Source organism: Pseudoroseomonas cervicalis ATCC 49957 (genome assembly GCF_000164635.1).
Taxonomy (GTDB): domain Bacteria; phylum Pseudomonadota; class Alphaproteobacteria; order Acetobacterales; family Acetobacteraceae; genus Pseudoroseomonas; species Pseudoroseomonas cervicalis.
Map to the genome: position 1 here is coordinate 205672 of NZ_GG770779.1, position 3348 is coordinate 209019.

Here is a 3348-nt window from a genome sequence, read left to right on the forward strand (position 1 = left end):
CGGCCGCTGCCGCCGCCGCGCCCGCTGCTCTCCGCCCGTGGCGCCGTCTGGCGCGTGGTGGTGGGCGGCCAGCGCGTGACGCTGCGCACCACCGAGACGCCGCAGGGCGCCCTGGCCGAGATCGCCCTCTCGCTGGGCAAGGAGGGCAGCACGCTGCGCGGGCTGCTCGATGGCTTCCTGCAATCGGTGAATATCGGCCTGGCGCGCGGCCTGCCGCTCTCCGACTACATCACCGCCTTCGCCTATACCCGCTTCGGCCCCTCCGGCCCGGTCGAGGGGGATGGCGAGATCCTCTGCGCCACCTCGGTGCTGGACTGGGCCTTCCGCCGCCTGGCCATCGCCTATGATGGCGGGCAGGAGGCGCGCCGCCTCTGGCCCGACCCGACGCTGGAGGAATGCGCCATCGAGGAGATCGGCACGCCGGGCGATCGTGGCCCGCTGCTGCCGCTCGACCTGCCGGTGCAGCCCTCCCCCGCCGCCCGCCGCCGCATCTTCCGCCTGGTCGGCTGAACCTCTCTCCCCGTTTCCGCTGAAGGAGCCTGCCTGATGGCCGGACGCATCGCCGCTCGCCTCGCCGAGCTCGGCATCACCCTGCCCACCCCGGCCGCGCCGGTCGCCAACTACGTGCCCTTCACCGTGGTGTCGGACGGGCGGCTGGTCGTCGTCTCCGGCCAGGTGCCGGTGCGCGACGGCGCCGTGGCCTACAAGGGCAAGGTCGGCGCCGATCTCGACATCGACACGGCGAAGGAGGCGGCGCGGCTCTGCCTCATCAACGTGCTGGCGCAGCTGCAGGCGGCCATCGGCGATCTGGATCGCGTCACCCGCGTCGCCCGCCTCGGCGGCTTCATCGCCGCGGGGCCGGACTTCACCCAGCACGCGCTGGTGATGAACGGCGCCTCCGACCTCGCGGTCGAGGTGTTCGGTGATGCGGGTCGCCATGCCCGCAGCACCATCGGCGTGCCCTCCCTGCCGATGGACGCCGCCGTCGAGGTCGAGGGGATGTTCGAGATCGCCGCGTGAGCGACACCGCCACCCCGCGCATCGAGATCTGCGGCCCGGACGATTCCGAGGCCCGCAAGGTGATCCTCGACGGCATCATGGACTACAACGCGTCGCAGGTGGGCGATCCGGGGATGTCCTCCCTGACCGTCGTGCTGCGCGACCCGGAGAGCGGCCAGCCGCTCGGCGGGCTGACCGGCAAGACCAACAAGGCCTGGCTGTTCATCGAGCTGTTCCACATCCCCGAAGGGCTGCGGCGGCACCGGCTGGGGGCGCAGCTCCTGGCGATGGCCGAGGAGGAGGCGAAGAAGCGTGGCTGCATCGGCGCCTGGCTCGACAGCTACAGCTTCCAGGCGCCGGGCTTCTACCTGAAGCAGGGCTACCAGGAATTCGGGGTGATCCCCGATCATCCGCCGGGGCACCGCCGCCACTTCTTCCTGAAGCGCTTCTGAGAAAAGGGCAGGGGGGAATGAATTCCCCCCTGCACCCCCCATCTTCCTTCTGTCAGTTGGGGAACGCATGGACCGGCTCGCGCACGGGATCAGCCGCATCACGGCGGAAGCCGAACGCCGGCTCAACGAGAACACCATCCGCCTCGCCATCACCGGACTCAGCCGGTCGGGCAAGACGGTGTTCATCACCTCGCTCATCAGCAATCTCCTCGCCCTCGGGCGCGGGCGCGACACCCTGCCGGCGCTGACCCGCCAGCTCGCCATGCAGGGGCGGCGGATCGAGGCCGTCTGGCTGGAGCCCGCCGGCGCCCAGGCGCTGGACTGGTTCGACGCGGCCGAGAAGCTGCGCGACCTGGCCGGCGCCACGCCCCACTGGCCACCCCGCACCAGCGACCTCGCCAGCGCCAGCCTGGTGCTGCGCGTCAGCCGCGGCGGCCGGCTGGGCCAACACCTGCCGCCGCGCCGGCTGCGGCTGGAACTGCTCGACTATCCGGGCGAATGGGTGCTCGACCTGCCGCTGCTCGACCAGGGCTTCGCCGAATGGTCGAAGGCGACGCTGGATCTGCTGCGCCAGCCGCCGCGCGCGGCGCTCGCCACCGACTTCATGGCCTTCCTGGCCAGCCTGCCGCCCGACGCCCCGGCCGAGGACCATGTCGCCCGCCGCGGCTTCCAGCTCTACCGCGCCCTGCTGGAGGCGGGGCGCGACCGGCACGGGCTGCGCTGGTTGCAGCCCGGCCGCTTCCTGGTGCCCGGCCCCAAGGGCGAGAGCCCGATGATGTGGTTCTTCCCCCTGCCGGGCGCCGGTGCCGCCGCGCCGGGCAGCCTGCGCGCGGCGCTCGCCCGCCGCTTCGACGCCTACCGGGACGACATGCGGCGCAGCTATTTCGACCCCTGGTTCGCCCGCTTCGACCGGCAGGTGGTGCTGGTGGACGCGCTCGGCGCGCTCTGCGCCGGGGAGGGCGCCTTCGCCGATGCCCGCCGCGCCGCCCGCCAGCTCGCCGCCGCCTATGATGGCCGCAGCCGCAGCCGCTGGCTGCGCCGGCCGCTGCTCAAGCGCGTGGCCTTCGCCGCCAGCAAGCTGGACCATGTGCCGGACGCCCAGCGCCCCGCCTTCCGCGCCCTGTTCCGCGACATGGTGGGGGAGGGCGGCCCGACCCTGAAGCATTTCGCCCTGGCCGCGCTGCGCAGCACCGAGGACGCGCCCGCCGCCGAGGGCGGCCCCGTGGTGCTGGGCGTGCCGCTCGGCGAGCAGCGGCGCCGCCCCTTCCGCCCCGGCCCGATCCCCGACCATGTGCCGCCGCCGGGCGATGCCTTCTGGCGCCGCCCCTATTTCCCGCTGCCCGAATTCCGCCCGCCGCTGCTCGACCCCGAGGGGCGGGAGGGCCTGCCGCAGCTCGGCCTGGATGTCATGCTCTCCTGGCTGCTGGAGGATGCGCTGTGAGCGACCGCCCGACCGAGAGCCGCCCCGCCGCCCCCGGCTGGGCCGATGAGCCCCCCGCCTGGGACGGCCCCGCCCCCGCCTGGCTCGACCCGGTGGAAGGCGGCGCCATCCGCCCCGACACCCCGCTCGCCCTGCGGCCGGAGGCGGAGGTCGCGCCCGCCACCGGCTGGCTGCGCTCCATTGGCCTGGTCGGCGGCGCCGGCGCGCTGCTGCTGCTGGGCGGCGGCGCGCTCTGGCTCGGCCTGATGCTGGACGATCTCTTCGCCGTCTCGCCCGGCTTCGGCTGGGCGGGGGTGGCGCTGGGGGGCGCGGTGGCCGGGCTGCTCTCGGCCGCCGCCTGGCGCGAATGGCGGGCGCTGCGCCGCCTCTCCGCCCTCGACCATCTGGCCGAGGCATTGCAGGACGCCCCCGACAACGCCCCGCCGCCGGCGGCGCTGCTGCGCTGGGTGGAGGGCA

The 3348-nt window shown here is 74.2% G+C and carries 5 protein-coding genes; all 5 read left to right on the forward strand.

Going from position 1 to position 3348, the window contains the following annotated elements; genetic code table 11:
* Nucleotides 1-510, forward strand: a 510-nt coding sequence (locus HMPREF0731_RS12255) for a TSCPD domain-containing protein (RefSeq protein ID WP_007004458.1), incomplete at its 5' end; no start/stop codon positions are given.
* A gap of 36 nt (nt 511-546) precedes the next feature.
* Entirely contained in the window at nt 547-1020 is a 474-nt protein-coding gene (locus tag HMPREF0731_RS12260) for a RidA family protein (protein ID WP_007004459.1), read from the forward strand.
* The gene (locus HMPREF0731_RS12265; protein WP_007004460.1) at nt 1017-1451 is read left to right on the forward strand and encodes a GNAT family N-acetyltransferase; all 435 of its coding nucleotides are present in this window, start codon (nt 1017-1019) and stop codon (nt 1449-1451) included. Before HMPREF0731_RS12260 ends, HMPREF0731_RS12265 begins: the two co-directional genes overlap by 4 nt.
* Nucleotides 1452-1518: 67 nt before the next feature.
* Entirely contained in the window at nt 1519-2892 is a 1374-nt protein-coding gene (locus HMPREF0731_RS12270) for a YcjX family protein (RefSeq protein ID WP_007004461.1), read from the forward strand.
* Nucleotides 2889-3348, forward strand: a 460-nt coding sequence (locus tag HMPREF0731_RS25410) for a hypothetical protein (protein WP_040613086.1), incomplete at its 3' end; no start/stop codon positions are given. The genes HMPREF0731_RS12270 and HMPREF0731_RS25410, both read left to right, overlap by 4 nt.